The 25226-nt window shown below is 56.4% G+C and carries 26 protein-coding genes and 3 pseudogenes; 12 read left to right on the top strand and 17 right to left on the bottom strand.

The window, feature by feature from the left end; all coding sequences use genetic code 11:
- Positions 1–65: 65 nt before the first annotated feature.
- Positions 66–1574, bottom strand: coding sequence for a hypothetical protein (locus ACYASS_RS15600; RefSeq protein WP_463586786.1), 1509 nt, complete (start codon positions 1572–1574; stop codon positions 66–68).
- A gap of 321 nt (positions 1575–1895) precedes the next feature.
- Between ACYASS_RS15600 and ACYASS_RS15605 the strand changes: the two genes are divergently transcribed.
- Positions 1896–2777 (top strand): glycosyltransferase family 2 protein, encoded by an 882-nt coding sequence (locus ACYASS_RS15605; RefSeq protein ID WP_463586901.1) that lies wholly within the window; start codon positions 1896–1898, stop codon positions 2775–2777.
- 27 nt (positions 2778–2804) lie between these two features.
- Here the strand turns inward: ACYASS_RS15605 and ACYASS_RS15610 are convergent, their stop codons facing one another.
- Positions 2805–3230 carry a VOC family protein gene (locus ACYASS_RS15610; RefSeq protein WP_463586787.1) on the bottom strand — a complete coding sequence of 142 codons (426 nt, stop codon included), beginning with the start codon at positions 3228–3230 and terminating at the stop codon, positions 2805–2807.
- 125 nt (positions 3231–3355) lie between these two features.
- Here ACYASS_RS15610 and ACYASS_RS15615 point away from each other — a divergent pair, with 125 nt between their 5' ends.
- Both ACYASS_RS15615 and ACYASS_RS15620 read left to right on the top strand, forming a co-directional pair.
- Positions 3356–4240, top strand: coding sequence for a LysR family transcriptional regulator (locus ACYASS_RS15615; RefSeq protein WP_463586788.1), 885 nt, complete (start codon positions 3356–3358; stop codon positions 4238–4240).
- Positions 4241–4348: 108 nt separating this feature from the next.
- Entirely contained in the window at positions 4349–5368 is a 1020-nt protein-coding gene (locus ACYASS_RS15620) for a branched-chain amino acid aminotransferase (protein WP_243246156.1), read from the top strand.
- 100 nt (positions 5369–5468) lie between these two features.
- On the opposite strand, the gene ACYASS_RS15625 is transcribed toward ACYASS_RS15620, so the two are convergent.
- From ACYASS_RS15625 to ACYASS_RS15635, 3 genes are all read right to left on the bottom strand, one after another.
- Complete coding sequence (locus ACYASS_RS15625) at positions 5469–6446, bottom strand: ATPase (protein ID WP_463586789.1); 978 nt, start codon at positions 6444–6446, stop codon at positions 5469–5471.
- A gap of 166 nt (positions 6447–6612) precedes the next feature.
- Positions 6613–7401 (bottom strand): transporter substrate-binding domain-containing protein, encoded by a 789-nt coding sequence (locus ACYASS_RS15630; protein ID WP_463586790.1) that lies wholly within the window; start codon positions 7399–7401, stop codon positions 6613–6615.
- A 242-nt stretch (positions 7402–7643) separates the two neighbouring features.
- On the bottom strand, positions 7644–8432 hold the full coding sequence (locus tag ACYASS_RS15635) for a transporter substrate-binding domain-containing protein (protein ID WP_463586791.1): 789 nt from the start codon (positions 8430–8432) through the stop codon (positions 7644–7646).
- Positions 8433–8855: 423 nt separating this feature from the next.
- Here ACYASS_RS15635 and ACYASS_RS15640 point away from each other — a divergent pair, with 423 nt between their 5' ends.
- Positions 8856–9470 carry a YitT family protein gene (locus ACYASS_RS15640; RefSeq protein WP_463586792.1) on the top strand — a complete coding sequence of 205 codons (615 nt, stop codon included), beginning with the start codon at positions 8856–8858 and terminating at the stop codon, positions 9468–9470.
- Positions 9471–9555: 85 nt separating this feature from the next.
- Here the strand turns inward: ACYASS_RS15640 and ACYASS_RS15645 are convergent, their stop codons facing one another.
- Both ACYASS_RS15645 and ACYASS_RS15650 read right to left on the bottom strand, forming a co-directional pair.
- Complete coding sequence (locus ACYASS_RS15645) at positions 9556–9795, bottom strand: hypothetical protein (RefSeq protein ID WP_463586793.1); 240 nt, start codon at positions 9793–9795, stop codon at positions 9556–9558.
- Positions 9796–9841: 46 nt separating this feature from the next.
- On the bottom strand, positions 9842–10726 hold the full coding sequence (locus tag ACYASS_RS15650) for a manganese catalase family protein (RefSeq protein WP_463586794.1): 885 nt from the start codon (positions 10724–10726) through the stop codon (positions 9842–9844).
- A gap of 721 nt (positions 10727–11447) precedes the next feature.
- On the opposite strand from ACYASS_RS15650, the pseudogene ACYASS_RS15655 reads away from it, so the two are divergent.
- From ACYASS_RS15655 to ACYASS_RS15665, 3 pseudogenes are all read left to right on the top strand, one after another.
- Positions 11448–11973, top strand: a pseudogene (locus tag ACYASS_RS15655) (BRO-N domain-containing protein).
- Positions 11974–12368: 395 nt separating this feature from the next.
- Positions 12369–13055, top strand: a pseudogene (locus ACYASS_RS15660) (PAS domain-containing protein); the annotation flags it as partial.
- A gap of 105 nt (positions 13056–13160) precedes the next feature.
- Positions 13161–13595: pseudogene (locus ACYASS_RS15665) on the top strand (methyl-accepting chemotaxis protein); the annotation flags it as partial.
- Between the two features lie 307 nt (positions 13596–13902).
- On the opposite strand, the gene ACYASS_RS15670 reads toward ACYASS_RS15665, so the two are convergent.
- From ACYASS_RS15670 to ACYASS_RS15700, 7 genes are all read right to left on the bottom strand, one after another.
- A complete protein-coding gene (locus ACYASS_RS15670; protein WP_243246147.1) occupies positions 13903–14145 on the bottom strand; it encodes a hypothetical protein in 243 nt (80 codons plus the stop codon).
- Between the two features lie 398 nt (positions 14146–14543).
- Positions 14544–14858, bottom strand: coding sequence for a hypothetical protein (locus ACYASS_RS15675; protein WP_463586795.1), 315 nt, complete (start codon positions 14856–14858; stop codon positions 14544–14546).
- Positions 14859–15059: 201 nt separating this feature from the next.
- Positions 15060–15560, bottom strand: a complete 501-nt coding sequence (locus tag ACYASS_RS15680; RefSeq protein WP_463586796.1) for a hypothetical protein — start codon at positions 15558–15560, stop codon at positions 15060–15062.
- Positions 15561–15773: 213 nt separating this feature from the next.
- Positions 15774–16052: a hypothetical protein gene (locus ACYASS_RS15685; RefSeq protein WP_463586797.1), complete on the bottom strand. Its 279-nt coding sequence runs from the start codon at positions 16050–16052 to the stop codon at positions 15774–15776.
- Entirely contained in the window at positions 16049–16453 is a 405-nt protein-coding gene (locus tag ACYASS_RS15690) for a hypothetical protein (RefSeq protein ID WP_463586798.1), read from the bottom strand. The genes ACYASS_RS15685 and ACYASS_RS15690 overlap by 4 nt, the downstream gene beginning before the upstream one ends.
- Positions 16454–17086: 633 nt before the next feature.
- Positions 17087–17338: a hypothetical protein gene (locus ACYASS_RS15695; protein WP_463586799.1), complete on the bottom strand. Its 252-nt coding sequence runs from the start codon at positions 17336–17338 to the stop codon at positions 17087–17089.
- 349 nt (positions 17339–17687) lie between these two features.
- The gene (locus ACYASS_RS15700) at positions 17688–18572 is read right to left on the bottom strand and encodes an AraC family transcriptional regulator (RefSeq protein WP_463586800.1); all 885 of its coding nucleotides are present in this window, start codon (positions 18570–18572) and stop codon (positions 17688–17690) included.
- Positions 18573–18711: 139 nt separating this feature from the next.
- Between ACYASS_RS15700 and ACYASS_RS15705 the strand changes: the two genes are divergently transcribed.
- The 3 genes from ACYASS_RS15705 to ACYASS_RS15715 are packed head-to-tail and all read left to right on the top strand — an operon-like array spanning position 18712 to position 20842.
- Positions 18712–19455, top strand: coding sequence for an SDR family NAD(P)-dependent oxidoreductase (locus ACYASS_RS15705; protein ID WP_463586801.1), 744 nt, complete (start codon positions 18712–18714; stop codon positions 19453–19455).
- Positions 19456–19466: 11 nt separating this feature from the next.
- On the top strand, positions 19467–19868 hold the full coding sequence (locus ACYASS_RS15710; RefSeq protein WP_463586802.1) for a VOC family protein: 402 nt from the start codon (positions 19467–19469) through the stop codon (positions 19866–19868).
- A complete protein-coding gene (locus tag ACYASS_RS15715; protein WP_463586803.1) occupies positions 19865–20842 on the top strand; it encodes a saccharopine dehydrogenase family protein in 978 nt (325 codons plus the stop codon). The genes ACYASS_RS15710 and ACYASS_RS15715 overlap by 4 nt, the downstream gene beginning before the upstream one ends.
- Positions 20843–20858: 16 nt before the next feature.
- Here the strand turns inward: ACYASS_RS15715 and ACYASS_RS15720 are convergent, their stop codons facing one another.
- A complete protein-coding gene (locus ACYASS_RS15720) occupies positions 20859–21737 on the bottom strand; it encodes an AraC family transcriptional regulator (RefSeq protein WP_463586804.1) in 879 nt (292 codons plus the stop codon).
- Positions 21738–21936: 199 nt separating this feature from the next.
- Between ACYASS_RS15720 and ACYASS_RS15725 the strand changes: the two genes are divergently transcribed.
- Complete coding sequence (locus ACYASS_RS15725; protein ID WP_463586805.1) at positions 21937–22686, top strand: glucose 1-dehydrogenase; 750 nt, start codon at positions 21937–21939, stop codon at positions 22684–22686.
- Positions 22687–22735: 49 nt separating this feature from the next.
- Here the strand turns inward: ACYASS_RS15725 and ACYASS_RS15730 are convergent, their stop codons facing one another.
- Positions 22736–23647, bottom strand: a complete 912-nt coding sequence (locus ACYASS_RS15730) for a LysR family transcriptional regulator (protein ID WP_463586806.1) — start codon at positions 23645–23647, stop codon at positions 22736–22738.
- 149 nt (positions 23648–23796) lie between these two features.
- Here ACYASS_RS15730 and ACYASS_RS15735 point away from each other — a divergent pair, with 149 nt between their 5' ends.
- A complete protein-coding gene (locus tag ACYASS_RS15735; RefSeq protein ID WP_463586807.1) occupies positions 23797–24546 on the top strand; it encodes an SDR family NAD(P)-dependent oxidoreductase in 750 nt (249 codons plus the stop codon).
- Positions 24547–24581: 35 nt separating this feature from the next.
- Here the strand turns inward: ACYASS_RS15735 and ACYASS_RS15740 are convergent, their stop codons facing one another.
- Positions 24582–25181, bottom strand: coding sequence for a TetR/AcrR family transcriptional regulator (locus ACYASS_RS15740; protein ID WP_463586808.1), 600 nt, complete (start codon positions 25179–25181; stop codon positions 24582–24584).
- Positions 25182–25226: the final 45 nt, after the last annotated feature.

The following is a 25226-nucleotide window of genomic DNA, read 5'->3' on the forward strand; positions in this document are numbered from 1 at the left end:
GAAAACAAAAAACCCCGAGGCTCGGTTGAGCCGCGGGGTTTTTTTTTGCCTTTATCTTTTTCGGGCTACCGATTCTCGAAGATAAACTCATATTTCCCTGTCGGCTGCTCCAGAGCATACGTCTGCATGACATCCTTGAGGGTCTGCGCCGAGAGTTCGTCGGTGGCGTAGAACGCAACGTGATTGAACGCGGTCGCGATCTTGGGCACATGCATTTGCAGTTCACCGACCTTGATCCAGTTGTCCGGGCGTTCGGGGAACCACTCTTCGTAGATAAACGCGTAGTGCACGTTCTTGCGGTCCATCAGGTCTTTGATCCAGCCGGGGCCAGTTTCTGTCTTGCGCAGTTTCAGGGCCTCAAGGTTGCCCAGCCCCCAGAGGTCCAGCACGTATTGCCTTGAGTTCAACGCGACCAGGCCAAGGTCATTGACGGCCACGGGCGCATTGAGTCGTTGGGCTATCTGTGACATCGGGTATTGCTGGTTGTACACCGCTGCTGAGGCCAGTGGCGTGCTCAGGGTGGTGTACACCAGTTGTGCGAAGGCCAAGGGGAGCAGGGCGAAGATAAAGGCCGTGCTGCGCGCCTTGAGACGGGTGATGCACAGGTGCAGGAAAAACACCCCGAGGAAGGTCAGCCAGTAGATTTCATAACGGCCGAACCAGCCGTTCTTGCCGAACAGCGCGTGCAGCGCTGTCACCGTGATCAGCAGCATGATCAGCAGCTTGCGGTTTGGCATGAAGGCGCACATGACCAGCAGTGCCACGATGATCCAGCCATACTTTTCAAACTGGCCGATGGCGTTCATGGCGATGGACGACAACCCGGTGGTGTCTGATTTGGCGATGACCGAGGAGGGCAGGTAACCCACGCCTAGCCTGGCCAGGAACATCGAGAACAGCGCCACGGCGCTGACCAGTACCGCCCCGTACACCAGCGGCCTCAGGCGCTCCCCTTTGCAAAGCAGATACAGCAAGACGGGGAGAGACACCGCCAGCCCTTCGTAGCGCACCAGCGGTAGCACCAGAATGGCCAGATACAAAGCATTGCCGGTCACCTGTTCGCTGTAAAACTCTTTGCGCAGCACGCCCAGTGCAATCACTGTCACCAGAAAGATCTGCAGGCAGTGTTCCATACCGTTGAAAATCAGGCCGTAGAAGTTGGTTGCCAGAAACCATCCGCCGAGGATGCACAAACGGTGAACCAGGCTGATCTCTGGCAACAGGCGGTTGAAGAGTGAGCAGGTCAGAAACGAGAAGCCAATGTTCAGTAGCAGAGGAACCCACAGCATGAAATTGCCAAGTGGGGTAAAAGGCGCCAGCAGAAAGGGCCAGAGGATACTGGACGATGGGGCTGAGTATTCCCCGGGATTAATACCGTAATGACCGCTGAAGATGCGTTTGGCCAGATCGATATGGATATACGGATCGTCCAGCGTGTACATCAGCATGCCGCCGTTTATGGCCAGTGTTGCCAGCACCAGAAGGGTGACCGGCAAAAAGAACAACACCAGCATCACGCGGCGATCAACAGCGTGGGAGGCGACCGGACTGGCTACGTTAATGCCTGTTTCCATGGCGAGTTTGCTCATTCTGTCGAGTAAGGCGGGAAGGTCCTGTCTGGCGTGTCACGGGCTGAGCGTAATCGAGAGAGTTTGCAAGTCAAATTAATGACTTCAATGGAGGGGCTGGAAAGGCAGGGTTTAACGGCTGTCAAAGTAATGACTGGGAGGGAAGGCTGGCCAGGACCGCGTCTGGGAGCCCAACCCAGGCTCATCGAGCCGACAAGCTCTTCAGCGATACGTTCGCCCTGTTAAACCAATTCTCTATAACCAACGTGCGTTGATTACTCAGGATCGTTACAATCGCTTTCGTTGAAACCATTCCGAAATGTGATGATGACCGAATTCTCCATAGAACAGCCGCTCGCTAAGCCTCTCGTCTCGATTGTTGCGCCTTGCTATAACGCGGAAAAGTTTCTTGAAGACGCCATGGCAAGTATCTTTGCCCAGGACTATGAGAACTTCGAAGTTATTGTCGTGGATGATGGTTCGACGGATAACAGTTTCGCCCTGCTGCAATCACTTCAGTCAAAGTATACGTTTCAGCTTTACCAGCAAGAAAACCAGGGTGTCAGTGCTGCTCTTAATCACGGCATGCGATACGCCAAGGGGACTTATGTTGCGACCCCGGATCTGGACGATATTATGTTGCCCGAGTCTGTGAGAGTGCGCGCTGAATATCTGGACAAGCATCCCCATGTGGGATGTGTTGGTGCATTGATCATATATATGGACAGTGAGGGTAGAGATACCAAGCGTCAGCATCGCGACTACATTGAATATCTCAAATTTGAGCAAGTACTCAGTGGTGCCGTTGTGGTGGGCGCGCCGGTCGCGCTTTATCGGCTGGATGCAATTAAGGCCGCTGGTTTCTATGATCCGAATATCAGGGTTCAGGATTTCCAGATGACCCTGAAAATTGCTCATCAGGGCTATGGCATTGACGTGTTGCCGGTATGCGTCACCCGCTATCGTCGGCACGCGAATAACCTCTCGCGTAAATACAAAGTGCTACTCGACGCTGATCTGCAGACCATCGCGCCTTATAAGTCGCATCGCGATTATCACAAGGGCAGAACCTTGATCGTGCACAAGGCGCTCAAATACGCGGTGGTCTCAGACAAGAGACACGCCTGGAGCCTGTTGCGCTCTATCCCGCTGCGGCACATGAACATGAAGACCCTGACACGCTTCAAGCGGCTGGTGCTGAGTCACTGAGCAAGTGGCACGGCACCAGCGCTTGCCTTACTTGGCGAACAGTTGACCGATGTCTTTGAACGCCTTGAATTCCAGGGCGTTGCCACAGGGGTCGAAGAAGAACATGGTGGCTTGCTCGCCCACTTCGCCCTTGAAGCGCACATAAGGTTCGATCACGAACTTTATACCCTGTGAGCGCATGCGCTCCGCCAGGATTTCCCAGTCTTCCCAATTCAACACCACGCCAAAGTGAGGCACCGGCACGTCATGGCCGTCCACGACGTTAGTGCCTGCCGATTCCTGCGAGGCGGTTTTAGGGTGTTCGTGGATCACCAACTGGTGGCCGTAGAAATCGTAATCAACCCAATGATCGCTTGAGCGACCCTCAGTGAAACCGAACACTTCAGTGTAGAAGTGGCGCGCGGCGGCCAGGTCGTAAACGGGGATTGCCAAATGGAAGGGGGCGAGGCTCACGGTAAATATCCTTTTTTATGAAGAAGGCTATTGAAGACGATTTATTTTAGATAAGAATAAATTTATACAAAGCGGATATATTCACTGCTCAGCTCAAATAAATTCGATCAATGGGGCGGTGCATCATGCTGCGTGAATTGAAAACCTTTTTGGCCGTGGCTCGTTACGGCACGTTCGCGGCAGCGGGTATGCACATTGGTTTGACCCAGTCGGCGGTCAGCTCGCAGATCAAGAATCTCGAACGGGCGCTAGGCGTGCGTTTGTTTGATCGCACCGGACGACAGGCCATTCTTAATGCGGCCGGTATTCGTGCGCTGCCCATGGCTCAGGAAATGTTCGAGCTGTTCAACCGCATGTCGACGCCAGTGGACCCCGAGGAATATCGCGGTGAAATGAAAATCGGGGCGATTGCCAGTGCGCAAACCGGCTTTCTGCCTCAGGCATTGCTGCGGTTGAGGCGTCGCGCTCCCGCAGTTGAGGCCAAGCTTGTGCCGGGTGTGTCATTGAACTTGCTCAGCCAGTTGGATGCCGGTGAGCTGGATGTGGCAATTCTGATCAAACCGCCGTTCGAGTTACCCAAAGAGTTGTATGTGCAAGTTCTGGAAACTGAACCCTTCGTGCTGATCGTTCCGCAGGATCTCAAAGAGACTGACCTGCTCAAACTGTTGGTTGAACAGCCGCATGTGCGCTATGACCGCGCGTCGTTTGGTGGGCGTCAGGTCACCCGGTTTCTGCGTGAGCAGCAGATTGAGGTGCATGTAGCGCTAGAGCTGGACGAGCTGGACGCCATCGTCAAGTTTGTTGAAAGCGGGCTGGGGATTTCTCTGATTCCTCGCGCCGGTCTGTGGCTGGAGCGCGATGCCAGAGTGCAGGTGATCAGCCTGGGCGACCTCACGTTTTACCGCGAAGTGGTGTTGATGATGCGCCGCAGCCAGCGCGACTTGCCGCTGCACAAGCTGTTTGCTGATTGCCTGGCACCAGACGCGGGTAAAACCCGATCGCCAGATTGAACATGTATCAAGGTTTATGTGTTTTTCGGGCCGCAAGCCGCGGATGATCTGGCAGAATACGGCCATGGCCTGATTCGTCCAGGCAGCCGCTAAATGAAAGAGGGCGTTATGAGTCACGACAGCATTAATTGGGACACTCTGGGTTTCGACTACATCAAAACTGATATGCGCTACCTCTCTCATTGGCGCGATGGCGCATGGGATGAGGGCTCGTTGACTGAAGACAACGTGCTGCACATCAGCGAAGGCTCCACCGCGCTGCATTACGGCCAGCAGTGTTTCGAAGGCCTGAAGGCCTATCGCTGCAAGGACGGCTCCATCAACCTGTTCCGCCCAGACCAGAACGCACTGCGAATGCAGCGCAGCTGTGGGCGTCTGTTGATGCCGCAAGTGCCGACCGATGTGTTCATCGAAGCCTGCAAAAAAGTCGTTGCTGCCAACGAGCGTTTCATCCCACCCTACGGCTCCGGCGGCGCGCTGTACCTGCGCCCGTTCGTGATCGGCGTGGGTGACAACATTGGCGTGCGTACCGCACCCGAGTTCATCTTCTCGATCTTCTGTATCCCGGTGGGTGCCTATTTCAAAGGCGGCCTGAAGCCAAACAACTTCGTGATCTCCGGCTACGACCGCGCAGCGCCACAAGGTACTGGCGCAGCCAAGGTCGGCGGTAACTATGCGGCCAGCCTGATGCCGGGTTCCGAGGCCAAGAAACTGAGCTTTGCGGATGCCATCTATCTGGACCCGCAAACCCACACCAAGATCGAGGAAGTCGGTTCGGCCAACTTCTTCGCCATCACTAAAGATGACGTTTTCGTCACGCCCAAATCGCCATCCGTGCTGCCGGGTATCACCCGTCTGTCGTTGATTGAGCTGGCGCAGAGCCGCCTGGGCCTGAAAGTCGTTGAAGGTGACGTGTTCATCGACAAGATCGCTGACTTCAAGGAAGCCGGCGCGTGCGGCACCGCTGCGGTGATCACGCCAATCGGCGGGATTTCCTACAAGGACAAGCTGCATGTGTTCTACAGCGAAACCGAAGTCGGCCCTGTTACCCGCAAGCTCTACGCAGAACTGACCGGCGTACAGTCGGGCGACGTTGAAGCGCCAGCGGGCTGGATCGTCAAGGTTTGATGCGTTGATCCCGTGATCTTGTAGGAGCTGCCGAAGGCTGCGAAGAGGGAGTGTCAGACAGACCCTTTTCGCAGCCTTCGGCAGCTCCTACAGATTTTCTTTATTGATCAGAATCTGTCTCCTTCGTCGGCCCCAGCACAATCACCAGGTGCCGCAAGTCTTCCACGCTCAAACTGATGCTCTTGCCCGACGGGCTCTCGCTCACTTCCCCCAGCGCATACACCGTAAAGAACTTCACCTCTTCGGCATGGCTCAGCAATTCGCTGATGTATCGGCTGGAGCGGTACGCTTTCATCTGTGCAGGCGACACATACAGCGTCACCAGTTTGCCCTCAAGGCGGTCAAAGAACTTGAACTTGAAGCCCAGCCCATAACGCTCCATCAAACCGCCGCCGTAAAGCACCCGCCCGTTATCGCCCAGCTTCGCGTATTTGATATGCCGGAAGTAGGAGCGCAACGCCAGTTCACCTTGTCCGGGAATCTTCAAGGTCAGCAGCTTGAAGTCATCGGCGGATAATTGCGCTTTGGCCTGGCGATAACTGTCGACGAGCCGTTCGAGATTGTTGGTGCGCGTTTCACTGTCGCGAGGTGGTTTTGCGGCGGGTGTTTTAACGGTTAGCGGTTCGTCCGCTACCTGCACCGCAACAGCAGCAGGCTTGGCTTCTTTGCTCTTTTCTATACGTGGCGTTTTTATCGTGGGGTCAAAGACATCGATATAGTCATCGAGCTTGCGTTTGGCCTTGCGGATGCGTGTTTGCGGCTCGGTTTCTTCGGTATCAGCGGGCGGCTGGTTTTCTTCAGCCAGCTCATCAATCCATTCGCAATCCGGGTGGTGATCGGAATGTGGATTGGCGCGAAAGTGGGCCGACACAAACGTTGGATTGTCCTGAGGCTTCACGTCATAGCGCACGCCCGTGATCTTTGCCCCCAGCTTGCGACAGGGCTCACTGGAGCAGAGAAACTCGAAACGCTGCCGAGGCTCTTCCTGGGAAAAGTACTCCCGACGCGCAGCACTGATCGACACCTCTTCCTGAAGCTCGACACAGAACGCCCGGGTAATGCTTTTGTTGGTTTTCATCTGGCAGGTCCGACAGGTCAGTAGCACGTCGTAGTGTCTTTGACATGACTGTGTCCTGCAATAGACCTCAACCCTGTGGGAGCCAACTTGTTGGTGATGCGGCGTGTCTGTTACGTCGCATCAAGCCTCTCGCGAACAAGTTCGCTCCTACCGGTTTTTGCCAGCCTTACTGCCCCGGCACTGCCAGCCAGTTACCGACAGTTTTCTGATACGCGCCAGTGGCTTTGCTCAAGTGCAGCCACTGATCGACGTAGCTCTTCCAGGCCACATCGCCCCGTGGCAGCAAATACGCCTTTTCACCGTATTGCAGAGAGTGGGTCGGGTTGATCGCACACAAGCCCGGCATACGTTTTTGCTGGTAGAGCGCCTCGGACGCTTCGGTGATCATCACGTCGGCTTTTTTATCCAGCAACTCCTGAAAGATCGTCTTGTTGTCGTGGAAGGCCAATTGCGCATTGGGCAGGAACGCACGGGCGAAGGCTTCGTTAGTGCCGCCTGCCGGTTCGATCAGGCGCACCGTCGGCTTGTTGATCTGCTCGATGGTTTGATAAAGCGCCACATCTTCACAGCGCGCCAACGGGATCTTGCCGTCGACGTCCAGCGTGCTGCTGAAGAAGACCTTCTTCTGGCGCTCAAGCGTTACCGAAATGCCACCGACGGCGATGTCGCACTTCTCGGCCAGCATGTCCGGCACCAGCGTTTTCCAGGTGCTCGGAACCCATTGCACTTTTACGCCCAGACTTTGCGCCAGAGAACGCGCCAGTTCGATATCGATGCCTTCGTATTCACCGTCTTCGCGCAGGAAAGAATACGGTTTGTAATCCCCGGTGGTGCACACCGCCAGTTGTCCTTCCTGCAGCACCTTGTCCAGATGAGACGGCAATTCCTGCGCCAGGGCAAAACTCGACAGCCCAAAGAGCAGGGCGGCTGTAGCGCTGTATTTCATATTTTTCATAGGAGTCGAGCTCGACGATCGGAATGATGCTGCGGACAAAGCAAGAACGAAGCCAGTTCATGCTGTCCCGTCGGGAGTGGTGCTGGAGTGTATTTCCTGTAGGAGCGCGCTTGTCCGCGATTCGATCTTTCAGTCGATAAATATATCGCCTGTGCTGATGCAATCGCTGGCAAGCGCGCTCCTACAGTTAGAAAGCATCCCAAATCAGAAGGTTGAGTATTGTTTGATAGGCGCTGTTCTTCTTACTGCCCCGGCACTGCCAACCAATGACTGACCACGGTCTGATACGTCCCCGTCGCCTTGCTCAGGTGCAGCCATTGATCGACATAGGCCTTCCAGGTGATGTCGTCCCGTGGCAGCAGATAGGCCTTCTCGCCGTACTGCATGTAGCGCGTGGGGTTGATCGCGCACAACCCCGGCATGCGCTTCTGTTGGTACAAGGCTTCGGATGAATCAGTGATCATCACGTCGGCTTTCTTGTCCAGTAGCTCCTGGAAAATGGTTTTGTTGTCATGGAAAGCCAACTGCGCCGCTGGCAGGTGGGCACGAACAAAGGCTTCATTGGTTCCGCCAGCGGGCTCGATCAAACGTACGGACGGCTTGTTGATTTGCTCGATGGTTTGATACAGCGCCTGATCTTCGCAGCGGGTCAGGGGGATCTTGCCGTCAACATCCAGCGTATCACTGAAGAAGGCTTTCTTCTGGCGCTCCAGCGTGACCGACACGCCACCCATGGTCACATCGCACTTACCGGCAAGCATGTCTGGCATCAGGGTTTTCCAGGTGGTCGGTACCCACTGGATTTTCACCCCAAGGCTTTGCGCCAGGGTGCGGGCCATTTCGATGTCGATGCCTTCATATTCGCCATCTTCGCGCAGGAAAGTGTAGGGCTTGTAATCACCGGTGGTGCAAACGGCCAACTCACCTGACTGCAACACCTTGTCCAGGTGAGAGCCTGAATCCTGCGCCAGAGCCAAGCCGGAGAAGCCGAACAGCAGGGTAGCGGTGATGCAACGTTTCTTATTATTCATGGCAGGCAACACTCGAAAGTTAAGTGATAAAGCGGCGGTAATCCTGCCTGACAATGCTCACCGATGCCATCGTTCGCGGTTCGGGGTAGGAGGTAACTTGTTGCCGAGAGGGCCTGATGCGGTGGTTCCGGTCTGACGCCTCTCGCGAACAAGTTCGCTCCTACCGTCTGGCGCGGTGTCGGGTAGGAGGTAACTTGTTGCCGAGAGGGCTTGATGCGGTGGTTCCGGTCTTGCGCCTCGCGCCGCACCACTGCAGTGCGATCTGGTGCGTAAATGGCGCGTAATCTGGTATTTGGTGCGCGTTATACGCATATATTTATAATTTACGCGCAAATCAATCTTTTATTGGGTAATCTACGCGCGCTTTGGTTTGCAGTGCTCTGCTTGCCTGCTATTCATCCTTACGCCTTTCAAGAGTTCGCCATGACCCAGATCGCCGCCACGCAAACCGTCAAGCATTCCACTTTCGAAGACATATTTGCGATCGTCATCGGCACGTTGATGGTGTCCTTCGGGGTGATGATGTTGCGCCAGGTGGGAGGGGTGACCGGCAGCAGCGCCGGGATAGCCTTCCTGCTCAGCTACGCAACCCATTTGTCATTTGGTGTGGCGTTCTTCCTCATCAACCTGCCGTTCTATTACCTCGCTATCCGCCGCATGGGTTGGGCGTTCACCATCAAGACCTTCTGCTCGGTAGCGTTGGTGTCGGTGTTCTCGGAACTGCACGTGCGGTTCATCCATATCGATCAACTGCAGCCTATCTACGCGGCGTTGTTCGGCAACATCATGATGGGCCTTGGGTTCATCGTTCTGTTCCGTCACAAGGCAAGCCTGGGCGGGATCAATATCCTCGCGCTGTATCTGCAGGACCGCATCGGTCTGCGCGCGGGCAAATTGCAAATGGTCGTGGACGTACTCGTCGTACTGGGTTCGCTGTACCTCGTGAGCCTGCCAATACTGCTGGCGTCCATTGCGGGCGCCATCGTGCTCAACCTGATCATCGCCGTTAATCACCGGCCGCATCGCTACACGGCTTGAGCCCTTTTTCAGCGTCTGTGAATGAATAAAAAAGAGCAGGTCCGGTAAGGGGCTGCTCTTTTTTAATGCAGTGCGTCACTGGTCTTTACTCTGGCGGCGGGCCTGACCGATAGCTGATTGCTGCATAACTGCTACCAGATTTCGATTGAAGCTCTCGGGTCAATTGCCCGAGTGTACGCAGGCTGTGGAGTGTTTGATTCACCCGAAAGCCGCGTTTGAGGTTGAGCGCCAATTGATCAAAGCTTTTCAGCGTTGAATCAAATACCGCAGGTTTGACCTCCAGCGATTCGAAATCCTGATGGGGCGAGTGTTCCGGTAAATCCATGATGACCTCCTTACTTTAATGAGCGGATCATTGCTTTGGATTGCGATCAAGCGTCCTTGCCCTGTACAAAACCGGAGCCCAGATCAGCGGCTGTGATCGGGTTTGACTCCGGATCGGACATGGTTCGGTTTTTCAGGTTGAGCAGCACTTCTTCATCGTCAGATGACAACACCACCGAGGCGCTGCCGTCGCCGCCGTCTACAGCAGGCTCTGGCGACTCGACGTATTCCCATTCCTCCCCTTCGTTCCATGGGCCGCGCAGGTCAGGGCCGCCATTGGACATGTTGAAGTAAACGTTGGTGAATTCCGGCATGCCCGGCAGCTTGCCTTGCGGGAAGTTCGGCTGAATGGATTGCAGCGCCTTTTCGAACGATTTCTGGTGGGCAATTTCCCGGGTCATCAAGAATCCCAATGCCTCTTTGATACCTGGATCATCCGTGACGTTCATCAGGCGTTCGTAAACGATCTTGGCCCGTGCTTCGGCGGCGATGTTGGAACGAAAGTCGGCAGTCGGTTCGCCAATGGTATCGACGTAGGCGGCAGTCCATGGCACCCCGGCCGAGTTGGTCAGCGGCGCGCCGCCGCCGTACAACAGGCTGGTGATGTGTGAGTCGTTACCGGCGCCATTGATCGCCCGATACAGCTCACCTTCCTCTTGTACGCCTTCGGCTAATTGACCTTTACCGCCGCGGTTAAGCATGCAGATGATCGAGCCGATGATTTCCAGGTGGCTCAGCTCTTCCGTAGCGATGTCCATCAACAGGTCTTTGCGGCCTGCATCTTCCTCGGCCAGGGCTTGCGTGAAATAGCGCGCGGCGGCTGCCAATTCACCTTGGGCCCCACCAAATTGCTCAAGTAGAAGATTAGCCAACCCCGGATCCGGTCTTGCTACACGCACGGTGTATTGCAAACGTTGGTTATGCATAAACATGGTTTTAATCCTCAACTTTATTTTGGCCAAAACGGCTATGTGGTCATCTGCGTGGCCACAGAAAAGAGAGCAATCGAGGAGAAGCGCCGTTCCGGAAAATTGACCAGCGGCCGAAAAATTCAGGAACCGGCAGGTATTTGGATTCGATCGGATGTGTAAGAGGGGGGCGGTGGATTTTTTTGGATTGCTAGCGTGGGGCCAGCTTCAGCTTCGATCTTTTCTGAGAGTGCAAACACGCTTCTGTCGGAGCGCACGAGCATCGCGAGGCCGCGATGGCGTACCGTCTGACACTCCGCGCGGCCTCGGGGTGCTCGGTGGCGCTCCACCCCCGGTCGCTCCTATAGTTTCTGGATTTATCGGGTGGGTTCCGGAGCTTTCCTACGTCATTTAAAGCGTTGCCTGATAGCGATAATTTTCTTTAAAAGCCCCAGTCTATAAGGCCTTGCGGGGAGCTGATCAGATCGCTAGGCTCCGCTGCGTTGCTCAAAACAAGCGACCGGATTTAGCGACCCGAACCTCAATAAAACATATCTCCTGCGGAATTTTTCAGGTGTTCATCTACGCTTGAAACATACGTTATGGCGGTTGTGCGTCGGAGACCTTCGGGTCTGCCGGTGCGTTTATGTTTTGTTGAGACCGGTTCGCTAACCCTCGCACAACTGCCACCCTTACCCCTTCATCGGGTAAAGGTGGCAAGTCCTGATCGAACGGAGTTAAACGGATGCAAGCTCTTCAACCCCAGCCAACCCGTCCAGCCGATTGTTTCGATACCTTACTGTTCCTCCGCCACCAACGCATGCTGCGCGCCCTGATGATTGAAGGGCAGGGCTGGTTCTGTCTGCGGGACCTGGCACGCCTGATGGGCAAAGCTCTGGATCAGCGCTCTATCTGCAAGCTCGACCCGGATCAGTACCGCAGCGCCTGGCTGTTTGCCAACGGTCATTGGAGCAAGCAACTGTTGCTCAGTGAGTCCGGTGCCTACGCGATGCTGGTTCACCATTACGTCCCGGAAAACCGTGCCTTGCGTCGCTGGCTGACCCACGATGTCATGCCAGCCCCTGCGCGAAGCTCCGCAAACCGGACAGCCCAGCATTAGGGTGATGCAGTGGCCTGGCAAAAGTCTGTGTCTGCTTCATTGGCAAAGCGAACAATTGATCAAACTGCGCGACATGCCAGATGTCATGCCTGCGTCTCAAACATGGGAGCAACCCTGGTGGCGCAAAGTACTGCGCATGGATCGGCCCTGAGCGAGTTTTTCACATGTTGACGGTAGATAAAAAACCACTATTTAATTATAGGAACACCCGGTTGTTTCGTTAATAACCCACCTAAAGTACGGGTATATTCTGGATCCAATTTTTCAATTATCTAACTCATTCAACTGTGTATCCCGCGTCAATCCGCGAGTTACCTCACTGCGCTGCAAAACCTTGTTTTAGAGCCTCAAGTCTTAGACGTCGCTGCCGTTATCAAGCCTAGACACGGCGAACAATCACTTTTGATTGCGCTTGCCTGCCTCTATAAAAAATGCGTGCGGAGTGACTGCTTTATGATTTTCAATAAACGATTGAAGCAGGAGTTATTAACGATAAGCGAAAAGCTTTCGACCATGGAGCAGGTACGCGACAGTCTTGAGATTGAAATGCTGTCCATCAACCTCGATGAGCGCGGCAAAATCGAGTCGGTTAACAGTAAGTTTGAACAGGAAATGCGCTACACCAGTAAAGAGCTGGTCGGCCGTTCGCTGGTAGAGCTGGTCCCCAAGTACGCTCAGAGCACCGACCACTTCGCGCGCATGAGCAAAGCCATTCAGCAAGGCAAGCACTGGGCGGGCGCCCTGCAGATTTTTCGTGGCGACCAGAAAGAGGCGTGGCTGCGTGTGATTGTTCAGCCGGTGACCAACAGCGCTGGCAAGGTCATACAGTTCTCTTTGTACGCCAGTGACCTGACTCGCACCATCGAGAATTCCCGTGAGCACGAGAACCTGATCGAAGCGCTGCAACGCTCCACCGCGGTTATTGAGTTTGATTTGAGCGGCAACGTGCTGACTGCCAACCAGCGCTTTCTGGATTCCATGGGCTACTCGCTGGCGCAAGTGGTTGGCAAACACCACAGTATTTTCTGTGAGGCGCAAGAAGCCAACTCCCAGCAGTACCAAGTGTTCTGGGAAAAGCTGCGCCGTGGTGAGTTCGTGGTTGATCGCTTCAAACGTATCGACAGCCGTGGTCATTCGGTCTGGCTTGAGGCTTCTTACAACCCGGTTACAGATGCGCACAATCGTCTCTATAAAATCGTGAAATTCGCGACTGTTATCACTGAGCAAGTCGAACGCGAAGAGGCCGTTTCCGAAGCGGCAAAAATTGCCTTCACGATTTCCAAACACACCGACGAAACTGCACGCAAAGGCAGCATCGTGGTCAAGGAAACCGTCGACGTCATGCGCGCCCTGGCTTCGCAGATGGAGCTCGCCGTAGAAGGCATCGGTGCGCTCGACAAGCAATCGCAAATCATCGGTTCGATCATCACCGCCATCAGCAGCATTGCTGATCAAACCAACCTGCTGGCCCTTAACGCCGCCATCGAAGCCGCCCGCGCCGGTGAGCAAGGCCGAGGCTTCGCCGTTGTTGCTGACGAAGTCCGCCAACTCGCTTCCCGCACCAGCGCCGCCACCGCCGAAATCGTCGACGTGGTGCAGAAAAACCAGGCACTGGCAGAACAAGCCGTGGGCGTTATCGAACACGGTAAAAAGCAGGCCGAACAAGGTCTGGAACTGTCAGGTCAGGCAGGCAAAGTCATCGTCGAGATTCAGGACGGGGCCAAGCAGGTAGTGAACGCGGTGGGGCAGTTTGCGAATCAGGTTTCAGGGTGATTGATCAACCAGGCCCGGATTAGACCGGGCTTGGTTTGATTGCTCGTCTCAGGCCGCTTTGGTTTCCGTCCATTGACTGTTGTTCATCATGAAGACGGCACCTTCAACCGGGGCCGCATTGCAAAATCTGCCCCAGACCTTGCAGGTCGGTCAGGGCAGCGCGGTCTCTGTGGGAGCCGAGCTTGCTCGCGATAAGGCCGGACGCGATCTAAAGTGAATCGAGTCCAGCCTTATCGCGAGCAAGCTCAGCTCCCACAGTGGAATGCAATCCTGCAGGCAGAGCTGGGTGGCCAGACCAGATTCGCAATCAATCCTCAGGATCAACCTGACTCTCCGGTTTCCAGCGCGCCACCAGATCAGCCATCCCGGCCGTAATGCCGTCGGTGTTGTCTTCGATGATCTGTAAGTGGCTGGCGATGCTGTCGGCTGCGTCTACTGCGCCGCGCTCATCGAGCCAGATTCGAACCTCGTCCATGGCCGCACGTAGCGCGTTGATGTTTTGGTCAAGGCTGGCAAGCAAGGCAGGGGTGGGGTCATCAGGCACTGACATGGTCTTTCCTCCATAAAAAGGAAAGTGTAGTTGTGGCCCCTACAGTGTCATGCAGATCAAACGGGTACTTTGTGTCCAGTCTTGTCGGTCGATACCGCGCCTTCCTCAGCCCGGAGGAATGGTACCCAGCAGACCCACGCCGATTGCCGCCACCAAAAAGATCGCCATGTAGATCGTAAGCTTGCCCATAAGGCCTCCCGAGGATGGGTGATGTAGCACGTTCAGAATCACATCAAGAACGACCCGATCAGTTGAAGGGTTCAGGCTGTCGGGGTGGCGTCATTATCAAGGGGAGGGCGATTGCAATACAGATTCAGATGGGGGAGAAAAATACGGATCAGAAGGGGGCGAGGTGAACAAGCGATAAGGCTGTACAGCGAAATAGCTAGCGTAATCGACTAGTGAGCACTGGAGCTGTAAAACTCCTCAAAGTCAGTGAGGCGTATGGTCGGTGCCAGATCACCAAGGACTGCTATTTCCTCATCAGCTTTTCTTCGCTTGTCCCGGTCATCCACTATGAAAAGTACGTCGACAGGGTCGTCAGCTTTGTTGACCTGTAGTGCTTTTCTGAGCCTTGCATTGATGGCGTTGGCTGTAGGCGTAACTGAATCCACGTAGGTGGTCCCCCAAAGGAAGTCAAAGTGAGTACCTACTCCGCCCACGTTGATAAGTACGTTTCGATCCAGATACCTTGTCGGGTCCTTGGCGCGCAACAGCAGCTCGACTTCTTGAGTTAACGAGAAGTCGGTATCGCCCTCCGAAAAACGATCCTCCTCCCAAGCAGCAACGGAAGAGAACGTACATCAGTACGCCGATCACATTGCCGGGCGCAAAGCCCTTGGATTTTTACCTGTTCGCAGATGGCGAAAATCTGGTGCCATCCTGATTTCACAAAGAAGTCGTCGCAGCTTGTATTACCCATATTCATGCCCGAAAAAATCGTCTTTGAAAGGCGGGGACAGCGTTCGGTTTTTGTTATCAAGAACCCTTGCATGTCGCGTGAAACGCTCAACCCACCGAGACATCGTAGCTAATCTGAGCTGCGAGATAACTGTCTTGGTGACCTGACAGAGTCTTTCGTCGCCAAGATGGATATGTGGGCCAAAAAACACTCTGTCGCGTTCTTTATGGGAGCGCTCATGTCTGGGAAAAGTCTCCAACATGAAAACCCGGCGCTTCTCCTTCCCGTCGCGAAACATCAGGCCATAGCTCATACGCTCACCCATGCGACCAGGCTGGTACTCGCCCTTGAAATAGAGGTGAGGAATTGATACTCGGCGTTCATCCAATAGCGAGCTCGTCGCTTGAAGCCATCCCGAATGTGTTGGCTTCGCCTGCCACTGTATTTCATCAGATAGATATTTTGCTTTCCGACACCAATCACGACACGCGGCAAGCCAGTCTTCTTCAACCATTGCAATTCCATAGGTGCGAGCAACGAGCTATTTGGCGCTACTTTTGGGGGAGGAAATGCTAATGAAACGCGGAGGGGATTGCTGTCAGAGAAGTCTGTTAATGGCTGCGATTTTTCGCTGTGGTAATGCGGGCAGGCTGAGGGCCGCAGCCCGTGATCCATGCGTCACGTTTCTTTAGGGACCTCATTGGCATGTTCGGACAAGACTGATACATCAGCGAATATTTGCTCCAACTTCGCTGATTTCATCCGCCGAAAGGTCTCGCCAATCTGGTCGGCCTATCCCGTACTCCGCGCTTGCAGCTTCAAGCACTTCTTCAAGTGAATGGTAGAGATGGTCGCCTTCAACGATGTTTGGGTAATCGATGTAGCGAATAACCAGATAAAACACCTCAGCGTCGGTGGTCACCAGACCGAACGCGACCAGTGCGGTGACGCCTGCATCATCCGGCTGCTCCAGTGAGGCGAACAGGTAGCTCGGTTGTGACGTCATGGTGGTGCGCCTTTAGCGGGATGAGAGGCCTGGTCATCCTTGATCTCTTCCAGTCGACCTCCGCAGTCAATGAACGACTCCTTGTAATTCTGCCGACAGATCTTGCTCTGCGCCGCGCCAGGGTCGACCGGCTCCGAGCCGCAGGGGTTGGAAATTTGCGGGGTCGCTGGGGTCTGCTGCATGCAAGCTCGGTAGCCAACCATTCGACCCTCGTAAGTCGCCCGCTGGCCCTGAACGCTTTCCTCCGCTCGCTTTTCACAGGCCTGGACTCTTGCATCCAGCTTGGCAACACAGCGCTGTCCCTGCTCGGTTTCAGGTTTGACATAGCGGTAGTGATTACAGGCGGCGAGGTTGAGTAAAGCTAGAGTAGCGAGGGTGATCGAAGCCAAGCGGCCAGTCATGGATTTCATATCCGTATGGGTAAACAATGCGCTGTTCGACCGGGGAAATGGGCGCAGGTTCTGAGCTGCCGAGCCTTTGTCTGCAAGTAAACCTTCGTGGGTCGAATGGAGCCACCAGCGCCGGATAATCCTGTAGCTCCGCAATGAGTAATATCGCCATCAACATTCACGGGGAGAAAATGAAGGACGAATTCAGCTATGTCTGGTTATTGCCGCTGCTTGAAAAGCCTTTCCAGACAGCTGCACTCGATGTCAGATGCAGTAAAAGCCCTCAGCGAAAAATATGCGCTTGCTGCCGAAATAACGTTGCAGCCGCTGGTGATCACCGCGTTGACGTCACGTTCCGAATATTGGTCCGGACTAGCGCTTAAATGGCTAGAGGATGGCTTTCCTATAGATTTTTGAGCTGACGGCGGTCTTGGGTCATTGCGCAGAGGACCGAGCGTTTTCCCAATCTCGGCGTCACAGGGCACGCAGGCTTGCTCGGAAAGGATCAGTTAACTGATCCGGGTTTTTAAATGGCCGTTCACTACCCACCGCGGTCATTCATGTGGGTCAGCTAACGGCCAAAAGCAGTCATTAACACCTGAGAATTAAGCCAAGCCGCGAAGCGGTGTCGGCTTGAATGAATTGTCAGGCCAAGGCCGTTCCAGCTGGGATCCAAAGATCATCGCCCTCAACATCATAGGTGCGATGCTCGCAGCCACCGTCTTTGCAGCGGAAATAGGAAAGCATACGGATCGCGCCATCGCTGTGCGCCACCAACCAGTAGTAAGCATAACCATCATTTGAAAACTCGCTATCTGGCCAAACTTCGATACTGGGATGAAATGCGCTAAGGCGAGAGAACAATTCCGTCGATTTAATCGCGGGTATGTCGGACATAATCTTTCCTGCGGTTAATTGTTTTGGGGTTCAAATTGGCCGAGTATTAAAAATATCACTTAAAGCCTGCCTCGGGTTGAACCCCTTCCGCACGCTTCTTCTAGGTGCGCAAAATACTGGTCAGACAAAGATTAATTTTATTGCGCCGGCGGCACTTAGTTCGATCATGCGCCGATAAGCGTCCGCTTTTGGCCGATAGCAGCCTCTCGGACATGTGTATGACCTTTAAGCGAGACGTTCAAAGTCCTCTATCCCCGTTGCTACACATTCGCAAATTCCACTGGGTTAATTCCGCCACCTTGGCGGGCTGGCAGCCACGTAGAAAGCCACAACTGCACTCGCGGTGACCCTAAACTTTTGTTGCTTCCTGGATTCTCCCCGCATCTCTCGCCGGAGGTAACCCGAAAACCCGTACGTAATCTCGACTGAACTGGGTCGCGCTTTCATAGCCCACTTCGAAGGCTGCCGCCGTGACGCTTTTGGCGTTGGCGATCATCAGCATGCGCGCTTGCAGCAGGCGTACGCGCTTTTGATACTGCAACGGGCTTAGAGTGGTGACCGCCTTGAAATGACGATGAAACGCCGAGACACTCATGGCCGCTCGTTGCGCCAGGCTCTCGACTCTGATGGGTTCGGCGTAGTCCCGGCGAATCCATTGGATGGCCTGGTTGACCCTGGCCATGGCTGTGTCAGGCGCCGCGATCTCTCGCAACATCCAGCCATGTGGCCCCTGCAAAACCCGGAACAGAATCTCGCGCTCATAAGCAGGGGCGAGTGCCGCGATGTCATCTGGCTTGCCCATCAAGCGCAGCATCCGTACCCAGGCGTCCATCAATTCAGGTGTGGTAGCGGCGACCGAAAAACCCGGATCCTTGTCATGGCGCCCGGCAGGTTTGGGCAGGTCCGCCAGCAGTGTCGACAGCACCATGGGATCGAGCGTCAGGCTTACCGCAAGGTATGGCTCGCCGGTGGCGGCAGGGTGGACAGCGCCCACGGCTGGCAGCTCGATGGACATGACGAAATAGGTCGCCGGGTCGTACCGTAACGTGCGGTCGCCCACCGTCATGGTTTTACTGCCCTGCAAAATCAGGTTGATCATCGGGTCGTAGACCGCGGCGAGCATGTGCTCCGGGATCTTGCCCTGGACCATTGCTACACGCGGGATGCCCGTCTCGGTGCGACGGTTTTCGGCCTTGGCGGCGAGGGTGCGCAGTTCATTCAGTTGGCTGTTCATGCCGGGCATGCTGACGTGGCTTTGGTCCGCAGTGCAAGCGAAAAGCAGAAACAGGCAAGTTTGCAGCAGGAACCGTCGCGCCCGTCAAGCCTCAGTCCCTTACCGTGGAGGCTCATTCAACGGGCAGCGGAGCATGATCATGGGCGTAATCGTCATCACCGGTGGCAGCCGCGGTATAGGTGCCAGTGCGGCGGAACACGCAGCGCAACGCGGCATGGGCGTCATCCTTACCTACAAGGCTCACCCAGAGGCCGCGCAGGCGATCGTGCAGCGCATCGAGCAGGCTGGCGGCAAAGCCGTCGCGCTCAAACTCGATGTTGCCGACGTTTCCAGCTTTCAGGGTTTTCGCAGCACTGTGACCACGGTCCTTCAGGAAGTCTGGGGCACGAATGTGCTTGCGGGCTTGGTGAACAACGCTGGCTACGGCCTGTTCAATCCGCTGGAGTCGGTCACCGAGGCGCAGTTCGACGGGCTCTTCAATGTTCACCTCAAAGGGCCATTCTTCCTGACTCAGGCGCTGCTGCCAGTGCTGGGAGAGCACGCCAGCATCGTCAATCTGACCAGCGCCACGACCCGCGTGGCCACTGCCGGGGTCGCACCCTATGCGGCGTTCAAAGGCGGGCTGGAGGTGCTCACCCGTTACATGGCCAAGGAGTTCGGTGAGCGGCGTATCCGCGCCAATGCGGTTTCGCCAGGTGCGATTCGTACCGAGTTGGGCGGGGGGCTCAACGATGAGTTCGAGGCCCTGCTGGCCGGGCAGACGGCACTGGACCGGGTAGGTGAACCCGAGGACGTTGCCCGGGTCATCGCCATGCTGCTCTCGCAAGAGGGCGCCTGGATCAACGCGCAAAGCATCGAAGTCGCTGGCGGCTACATTATCTGAGGGGTGGCACCATGCTGGATCATATTTTCCTGTCGGTCAGCGACATTGCACGCTCTATAGCTTTCTATGAGGCGGCGCTCGCACCGTTAGGCATCACTGCGCGATTGGACTACGACGGCAGGGATGGCCCGCACGGGCATCCTGACTTGAAAGGGTTTGGCGCCAATGGGCGGATGTTCTTCTGGTTGCGTAAGGGCGTCGTCCAAGCGCGGGCGCTGCATGTGGGGTTCGTCGCACACAGCAAGGCTGAGGTTGAAGCCGCCTATGCTGCGGCGCTAGACAATGGCGGTGGTGACAACGGCGCACCTGACGCGCGTTTGCACTACGACCCCGACTACTACGCCGCCAATGTGCTGGACCCGGACGGGTACAGCCTGGAATTCGTCTTCAAGAACTGGCAGCACGTCCAATGAAAACACTTCTGATTTATGGCGCCACGGGCTATACCGGCCGCATGGCTGCCCAGCGGGCCAAGGCGCTGGGCCTGCCTTTCGAAATAGGCGGTCGCAATCGCCAGGCTCTGGTCGATTTCGCTGATCACCTCGAGGTGCCTTATCGCGTGTTCGAAGCAGACGCCGATGCTGCGCGTTCGCTGTCGGGCATCAGTGTGCTGCTGAACTTCGCAGGCCCCTTCGCGCATACGGCTCCAGCTCTGATGGCCGCGTGCATCGAAGCCAAGGTCGACTACCTGGATATCACCGCAGAGATCAATATCTATCGGCTGGCCGAGCAACTAAGCATACAAGCCGCCACGGCAGGAGTGATGCTGTTGCCCGGCGTTGGCTGGGATGTCGTTCCCACCGACAGCCTTGCGGCGCAAGTTGCCCAGCGCGTCGTCAATCCCCTGGCGTTGAGCATTGCACTCCAGGTGCCTGGGTCGATGTCCCGTGGTTCAGCGATGAGTGTTGGCGAGATCATAGGGGCAGGTGTGCTGGCGCGAATCGATGGCGAACTCGTCTCGACCCCGGACGCGCAGCCACGCCATTTTGATTTCGGTGATGGCGAGGTCTTGTGTGTGCCGTTGTCATTCGGCGATCTGGTAACCGGTTGGCATACGACACGGATACCGAACATCGCGATGTTCGTGCATATCTCCGGTGAGGCGTTTCCCGAGGGTGATTTGTCACTCCTGCCCGATGGTCCCAGTGCCCAGGAGCGTCATGCCCATCGAGCCCGCGCTGTGGTCGAGGTGATAGCGCAAGATGGCAGCAGGTCCTGTTCGAGGATAGAGACGGTGAACGGATATTCCTACACTCCGTTGGCGGCCATCGAGGCGGCGCGGCGTGTTCTGGACGGGGACCGCCGGCCCGGCTTTGCGACGCCCGTAGGGGTGTTTGGCAACGGGTTCGCCGAGAGTATTCCCGGAACGATCATCAGCGATCTTTAGGCACGATGCCCCGTTTTCACGAAACAGGTTCTGCCAGGGCGGCAGGCGGCAGTTTGAATCTCGCCGCATCGCGCGCCGGCGGCAGACCGAACAATCGTGCGTATTCGCGGCTGAATTGCGAGGCGCTCTCGTAGCCCACGGTGTAGGCAATCGAGGTGGCATCTCGCGTGTCGAACAGCAGCAACCAGCGTGCCCTCAGCAAACGCAGGCGCTTCTGGTATTGGATGGGCGTCATGGCGGTGACCGACTTGAAATGGCGGTAGAAGGCCGCCACGCTCATATCCGCCATCTTCGCCAGTGGCTCCACGCGAAATGGCTCGGTGTAATGTTCGCGGATCCACTGGGTCGCCCGTCGAATTTGCGCCAGTCGACCCTCCGCGTGCGCAACGGCTCGCAGCACCCCGCCCAGTGGGCCCTGCAATGCGCGGAACAGGATCTCGCGCTCGACCATGGGGCCCAGCACCGCGGCCTCATGGGGGCGGTCCATTAATCGCATCATCCGCAACCAGGCATCGATCATTTCGGGCGGTGCCTGCACAGGTTCAAAACAGGAGCCGCTGCAAGGCTTGGCGGTGCCGTGATGTTCGATCAATAACGTCGAGATCACCACTGGATCCAGGGTGAGGCTCACAGCAAGATAAGGTTGGTCAGTGGCGGCACTTTGAATCTGCCCCGTCGCAGGCACATCCACGGGGACCAGAAAATAGCTGCCCGTCACGTATCGAGACACGGCATCCCCTATCGACAGCGTCTTTTGCCCCTGAAGCACCAGATGCAGCATGGGCTGATAGACCTGGTCGGCGCAGGCCTCGGCCCGGACCATTTGCACGCGAGGCAATCCCGTATCGGTCCACTTGTCGTGTGCGCGCATCACGATGCTGCGCAGTTCTGCCATTGCTTTGTCCATGGCGAGACGATGGCCCGGTTACCGGGGCAGCGCAAGCCATGTGAGAAGAATAGGCAAGGATGTGCGAGAAACCGGCACACGCTGGAGCAGCAGGAGGCGAATACTGGGGCACGCAGTTCGTTGTGTTGTGGCCAGAGACCGGTGGCGACGAGCCTTCAGTAGAACCCTCACTCAGAGAAAATCGAACATGAAACTCGAAGGAAAAATCGCGGTAGTCACAGGCGCCTCCAAAGGCATCGGCGCGGGCATTGCCAAGGCACTCGGCGCTCAGGGCGCAACAGTGATCGTCAATTACGCATCCAGCCAGATCGAGGCTGAGGCTGTGGTCGCGCACATCACCGGGCAGGGAGGCAGGGCCTATGCCTTACAGGCCGACATGAGTATCGGCGCCGATGTCATGCGTCTGTTCGATACCGTAAAGTCTGAGCATGGAACACTGGATATTCTCGTCAACAACGCGGGCGTGGCGGTGTTCCAGATGATCGATGACCTCACCGAAGAGGCCTTCCATAAACAGTTCAACCTCAACGTGCTGGGCTACCTGCTTGCAGTGCGCGAGGCGGTCAAACTGCTGGGTGCCAAGGGTAGCATCATCAATATCAGCTCCATCCTCAGCACCGACCCCTACCTGGCCTCCAGTGTGTATTCGGCCACAAAGGGGGCTGTCGATACCTTGACCTTCGCTTTGGCGCGAGAGCTGGGCGTACGGGGCATCCGAGTCAATTCCATCTTGCCAGGGCATACCAATACACCAGGTACTCACGGCAACTTTGCCGGAGAGTTGGGCGAGAAGCTGCTGGCGGGAACGCCGCTAGGGCGATTTGGTGAACCAGAAGATATCGCTGCGCTTGCCGTCTTCCTCGCCTCCGAGGATTCACATTGGATCACCGGAGAATCCATTCGCGCTTCGGGCGGCGTGCGTGGGGTTGGCTACTGACCGTTGTAATAAGAGGGCAACACGTGAGGCCACGTATTGCCGATGTCATTCAAGCGATCACGTGCGGGTGCGTCGCAAAGTATTCGACCAGCCAATCGACAAATGCTCGGACTCGCACGCTCAGATGCCGATTGGGCATGTACACCACCGAGAGGGTGTTGGCGCGCGCCGACCAGTCCTCCAGCACGGGAACCAGTTCGCCTGAATCCAGATGAGGCTGGACCATGAAGCGCAACGTATGGAGCACGCCCAACCCTGCTAGCCCGGCAGCCAGGTAGCCGTTGCTGTCGTTGACGGCCACCACATAGTTGCCTTCGATCACTATCTGCTCGTCACCTCGCACGAATTCGACCCGGTTGTGTTTGCCGGAGGAAGGGAATGCGTACCGCACCACCGGGTGAGTGTTCTCCAACTGCGAGGGATGGCAGAGCGGTTCGCGCGCAGCGAGATAGGCAGGGGTCGCACAGGTGACGAATTCCACGCTTCCCAAGCGACGGGCGATCAGGGAGGAGTCGCGAAGATCACCGCCGCGAATGACACAGTCGATGTTTTCGCTTGCCAGGTCTGCGGTACGGTCGCTGGCACCTATATCGATCTGGATGTTGGGGTAGCGGGCGTTGAAGGCTGCGAGGGCCGGTATCACCAGATGCGTGGCAATGGTCGTGCCCATGTCTACCCGTATACGGCCTTTGGGATTGGCGTGGGTGAGGGCGATTTCCGACTCGACCTCCAGCCATTGGTCGAGCAGCCGGCTCATCCGTTCATAGTAAACATCGCCTTCGTTGGTCAATGTCACGCGGCGGGTCGTTCGGTTAAGCAGCCTGACCCGCAAGTGCGACTCGAGGCTTTGGACCAGTTTGGTCACAACGTTGGGGTGCAGGTCGAGCTGCGTGGCTGCCTTGACGAAGCTTCCTGTCTCCACGATGCGATTGAACGCTTTTACGGCCAGAAAATAGTCCATGGGCAATCCGCAGCGACGAGAGCCGTCGATTATCACCCCTTCAGGGATTTTATATACCTCTTTGATCGGTTTATCCCGCAGGAGATGGCGCTTACTGTGATTGCTCTGGCCTGCGACCCGCAGCGCTCACGTTTCATAAAGGACACCCCATGACTCAGTTTTTGAGAGGTAAAGTTGCGCTGATTACCGGCGCATCACGCGGCATCGGTGCCGCTATTGCAAAGCGCCTGGCAGCGGAGGGAGCCGATATCGCTTTCAGCTACGCCAGCTCGCCAGAGCGTGCGAAGGCGGTGGCCAGCGAGATTGAAGCCCTAGGCGTGAAGGTGTTGGCGGTTGCGGCCGATCAGGCGGATAGCGATGCAGTCGCTTCGTTTGTCCGCAAAGCACACGAGCACTTCGGTCGGCTGGACATTTTGGTCAACAACGCAGGCGTCTTCGTAACGGGCGTTATCGGCGATCCCCAGGCGGACATCGCCGAGCTGGATCGCCAGCAAGCCATCAATATCGGCGGTGTCGTCGCAGCAGTACGCACAGCCGTGCCCTTGCTCACAGACGGCGGCCGTATCGTGTCGATCGGCACCATGTTCGCCATCCGCGCGCCGTTTCCCGGCATTGGCGACTACGCAGCCAGCAAAGCCGCAGTTGCCGCATATGGCCGGGCTTGGGCTCGGGATCTGGGGCCGCGTCATATCACCGTCAATACCATCCAGCCCGGTCCCATCAACACCGAGCTGAACCCTGAGACCGGTGACATGGCGTCGATGGTCAAGCAGATGACGGCTTTGGGTCGATATGGCCAGCCTGAAGAAGTCGCCGCAGCCGTAGCGTTCTTGGTGGGTCCGGATGCTGCCTACATCACGGGCGCAACGCTGAATGTGGATGGTGGACAGAACAGCTGAGTTCGGAATGTGGCACTCGGTGACGGGCGTGTGCGCTAGCGGGTCGTTTGCTGCTCCTGACCCAGCTCATGAGCAATGAACCGGCCCGCCGTCTGCGCGGCCTCGATCAGCCGTTTACGCGGCATGCCGTTACACGCCGCAGACGATAGCCCGCGCAGGGTAATCGAGAGGTAGTCGGTAAGGCATTGGGCTTTTTCGGGCAGTGCCTGATCAAGATAATCCCGAATCACTTTGATGCCTGCGTCCGCCAACGTCTGCGCCAGCTGGCGGGCCACGTCGTCGTCGGCGCGCATGCCCTCAGTGATCATGCAGCCTCGCAGAACACTGTCCTTTCCATACTGCTTTGCCGCTGCGATTAGCAAGGCGGCGAGCGCTTCAGGCACCGGCCGGTCCGGCGCCAGCAGTTTGTCCAAGGGCAAAGCATGCTCGCTGGCATAGCGCAGCATGGCCTTCTCGAACAACTCAGCCTTGCTGCCATACGCGGCATAGAAGCTGGGCGGCTTGATATCCATGGCTTCGACCAGATCCGTGAGGCTCACCGCATCGAAGCCACGCTCGTGGAACAGTGCCTGGGCGATGGCTACCCCCGCTTCTCTATCGAAAGCGGGACGGCGCTGGCGGACCTTGTCGTTCATGGGAACCTCGTCAATGGGATCAATATTGTAGCGACCACTATATCC

The sequence above is a fragment of the Pseudomonas sp. HP_14 genome, assembly GCF_055283875.1.

Excerpts from the sequence above, each read along its gene's own strand:
- ACYASS_RS15600 (WP_463586786.1), bottom strand. The coding sequence starts at position 1,574 with ATGGAAACAGGCATTAACGTAGCCAGTCCGGTCGCCTCCCACGCTGTT.
- ACYASS_RS15605 (WP_463586901.1), top strand. The coding sequence starts at position 1,896 with ATGACCGAATTCTCCATAGAACAGCCGCTCGCTAAGCCTCTCGTCTCG.
- ACYASS_RS15615 (WP_463586788.1), top strand. The coding sequence starts at position 3,356 with ATGCTGCGTGAATTGAAAACCTTTTTGGCCGTGGCTCGTTACGGCACG.
- ACYASS_RS15620 (WP_243246156.1), top strand. The coding sequence starts at position 4,349 with ATGAGTCACGACAGCATTAATTGGGACACTCTGGGTTTCGACTACATC.
- ACYASS_RS15625 (WP_463586789.1), bottom strand. The coding sequence starts at position 6,446 with ATGAAAACCAACAAAAGCATTACCCGGGCGTTCTGTGTCGAGCTTCAG.
- ACYASS_RS15630 (WP_463586790.1), bottom strand. The coding sequence starts at position 7,401 with ATGAAAAATATGAAATACAGCGCTACAGCCGCCCTGCTCTTTGGGCTG.
- ACYASS_RS15635 (WP_463586791.1), bottom strand. The coding sequence starts at position 8,432 with ATGAATAATAAGAAACGTTGCATCACCGCTACCCTGCTGTTCGGCTTC.
- ACYASS_RS15640 (WP_463586792.1), top strand. The coding sequence starts at position 8,856 with ATGACCCAGATCGCCGCCACGCAAACCGTCAAGCATTCCACTTTCGAA.
- ACYASS_RS15645 (WP_463586793.1), bottom strand. The coding sequence starts at position 9,795 with ATGGATTTACCGGAACACTCGCCCCATCAGGATTTCGAATCGCTGGAG.
- ACYASS_RS15650 (WP_463586794.1), bottom strand. The coding sequence starts at position 10,726 with ATGTTTATGCATAACCAACGTTTGCAATACACCGTGCGTGTAGCAAGA.
- ACYASS_RS15670 (WP_243246147.1), bottom strand. The coding sequence starts at position 14,145 with ATGTCAGTGCCTGATGACCCCACCCCTGCCTTGCTTGCCAGCCTTGAC.
- ACYASS_RS15680 (WP_463586796.1), bottom strand. The coding sequence starts at position 15,560 with ATGGTTGAAGAAGACTGGCTTGCCGCGTGTCGTGATTGGTGTCGGAAA.
- ACYASS_RS15685 (WP_463586797.1), bottom strand. The coding sequence starts at position 16,052 with ATGACGTCACAACCGAGCTACCTGTTCGCCTCACTGGAGCAGCCGGAT.
- ACYASS_RS15690 (WP_463586798.1), bottom strand. The coding sequence starts at position 16,453 with ATGACTGGCCGCTTGGCTTCGATCACCCTCGCTACTCTAGCTTTACTC.
- ACYASS_RS15695 (WP_463586799.1), bottom strand. The coding sequence starts at position 17,338 with ATGTCCGACATACCCGCGATTAAATCGACGGAATTGTTCTCTCGCCTT.
- ACYASS_RS15700 (WP_463586800.1), bottom strand. The coding sequence starts at position 18,572 with ATGAACAGCCAACTGAATGAACTGCGCACCCTCGCCGCCAAGGCCGAA.
- ACYASS_RS15705 (WP_463586801.1), top strand. The coding sequence starts at position 18,712 with ATGGGCGTAATCGTCATCACCGGTGGCAGCCGCGGTATAGGTGCCAGT.
- ACYASS_RS15710 (WP_463586802.1), top strand. The coding sequence starts at position 19,467 with ATGCTGGATCATATTTTCCTGTCGGTCAGCGACATTGCACGCTCTATA.
- ACYASS_RS15715 (WP_463586803.1), top strand. The coding sequence starts at position 19,865 with ATGAAAACACTTCTGATTTATGGCGCCACGGGCTATACCGGCCGCATG.
- ACYASS_RS15720 (WP_463586804.1), bottom strand. The coding sequence starts at position 21,737 with ATGGCAGAACTGCGCAGCATCGTGATGCGCGCACACGACAAGTGGACC.
- ACYASS_RS15725 (WP_463586805.1), top strand. The coding sequence starts at position 21,937 with ATGAAACTCGAAGGAAAAATCGCGGTAGTCACAGGCGCCTCCAAAGGC.
- ACYASS_RS15730 (WP_463586806.1), bottom strand. The coding sequence starts at position 23,647 with ATGGACTATTTTCTGGCCGTAAAAGCGTTCAATCGCATCGTGGAGACA.
- ACYASS_RS15735 (WP_463586807.1), top strand. The coding sequence starts at position 23,797 with ATGACTCAGTTTTTGAGAGGTAAAGTTGCGCTGATTACCGGCGCATCA.
- ACYASS_RS15740 (WP_463586808.1), bottom strand. The coding sequence starts at position 25,181 with ATGAACGACAAGGTCCGCCAGCGCCGTCCCGCTTTCGATAGAGAAGCG.